The organism is Cupriavidus sp. 22TCCZM01-5 (assembly GCF_057798915.1).
Genome location: NZ_JBYOJR010000071.1, coordinates 1 through 1,611, shown reverse-complemented (window position 1 = coordinate 1,611; position 1,611 = coordinate 1). Strand labels below are relative to the sequence as shown.

The following is a 1,611-nucleotide window of genomic DNA, read 5'->3' as shown; positions in this document are numbered from 1 at the left end:
CGACAGGTGGAGGGCTGACCGCCATCCACCGCTATCAGTGCGATGCATGATGGCCCGTCGGCCGACGCATGGCCTGAATTTCCAGCCCAGTACGGGATTCGCAGGAACTTGCTACATTGCTGACTTCTGGCAAAAACAGCCCCACGCTGCTGCCCGCTCACCGCAAACCGACAGCCCAAGGAGACATCGAATGCGCACCGCACTTCAACTTCGTTCGAAAATCAAGAGCAGCGGTGAACTCGAGTTGTCGCTAGACAGCATCGACACGCCGCACCCCGGCCCGGATGAAGTGCTCATCCGCATTGAAGCCTCTCCCCTCAACCCGTCCGATCTCGGTCTGCTGTTCGGTGCTGCTGACATGAGCACAGCCAAGGCCAGCGGCACGGCCGAGCGCCCCGTAGTCACCGCGCGTGTTCCGGAAGGCGCGATGCGCAGCATGGCGGGCCGCCTGGATGCGTCCATGCCGGTTGGCAATGAGGGCGCGGGCTTGGTCGTCGATGCAGGCTCGTCCCCTGCGGCGCAAGCCTTGATGGGCAAGACTGTGGCTGCCATCGGCGGCGCGATGTACTCGCAGTACCGCTGCATTCCCGCGGACCAGTGCCTGGTCCTTCCCGAAGGCGCCACGCCTGCTGACGGCGCGTCGTCATTCGTCAACCCGCTCACCGCACTGGGCATGGTTGAGACCATGCGGCTCGAAGGACATAGCGCCCTGGTGCACACCGCCGCGGCGTCCAACCTGGGCCAGATGCTCAATCAGATCTGTCTCAAGGATGGCATCAAGCTGGTGAACATCGTGCGGAAGCAAGAGCAGGTGGACCTGCTCAAGGCACAAGGTGCGGTCCACGTCTGCAACGCCGCGTCGCCCACGTTCATGCAGGACCTCACCGAGGCACTCGTCGCCACTGGCGCAACGATCGCGTTCGACGCCACGGGCGGCGGCAAGCTCGGCGGCCAGATCCTCACCTGCATGGAAGCAGCCTTGAACAAGTCGGCCCGCGAATACAGCCGCTATGGCTCGACCACCCACAAGCAGGTCTACCTTTACGGCGGCCTGGACACAAGCCCGACCGAGTTTAACCGCAACTTCGGCATGGCGTGGGGCATGGGCGGCTGGCTGGTGTTCCCGTTCCTGCAAAAGATCGGGCGCGAGCGGGCCAACGCGCTGAAGCAACGCGTGGTGGCGGAGCTGAAGACCACCTTTGCCAGCCATTACTCGAAAGAGATCTCGCTGGCCGAGGCACTGGACCTGGACGTGATCGCCGTCTACAACAAGCGTGCGACGGGGGAGAAGTACCTGATCAACCCGAACAAGGGCCTGGCTGGATAAATCGCCCCGGGGCGCCTTGCGCGCCCACCGTGTCAAGAATCTGCCTCTGCGCCATAGTCAGCGGCGCTACGCTGCCGGCCGGCAATGGGTGAGCGCCTTCCAGTTCCTCAGCGGTGTAGAAGCTCACCCAGATACTGCCCTGGCAGTCATCGCGCACCAGGGGCAAGTCCAGCGCAACGCTGGGTGCCGCGAGCATCAATGGCGTTCCCCGCTTGGCGTTGCCATGGGTCAGCGGCATTGCCAGACCGGCGTTGCGTGCGGCCTCAGCACGTTCGATCCGTGCG

General features: G+C 63.9%; 2 protein-coding genes. One reads left to right on the top strand and one right to left on the bottom strand.

Going from position 1 to position 1,611, the window contains the following annotated elements:
• The first annotated feature begins 190 nt into the window (after window positions 1-190).
• Window positions 191-1,327: a zinc-binding dehydrogenase gene (locus AC3FNH_RS32355; RefSeq protein WP_488722980.1), complete on the top strand. Its 1,137-nt coding sequence runs from the start codon at window positions 191-193 to the stop codon at window positions 1,325-1,327.
• Here AC3FNH_RS32355 and AC3FNH_RS32350 read toward each other — a convergent pair.
• A partial coding sequence (locus tag AC3FNH_RS32350; protein WP_488722979.1) for a DUF302 domain-containing protein occupies window positions 1,299-1,611 on the bottom strand: 313 nt, incomplete at its 5' end. The genes AC3FNH_RS32355 and AC3FNH_RS32350 overlap by 29 nt on opposite strands.

What these genes read in the sequence shown, in the direction of transcription:
- AC3FNH_RS32355 (WP_488722980.1), top strand. Translation starts at nt 191, where the DNA reads ATGCGCACCGCACTTCAACTTCGTTCGAAAATCAAGAGCAGCGGTGAA.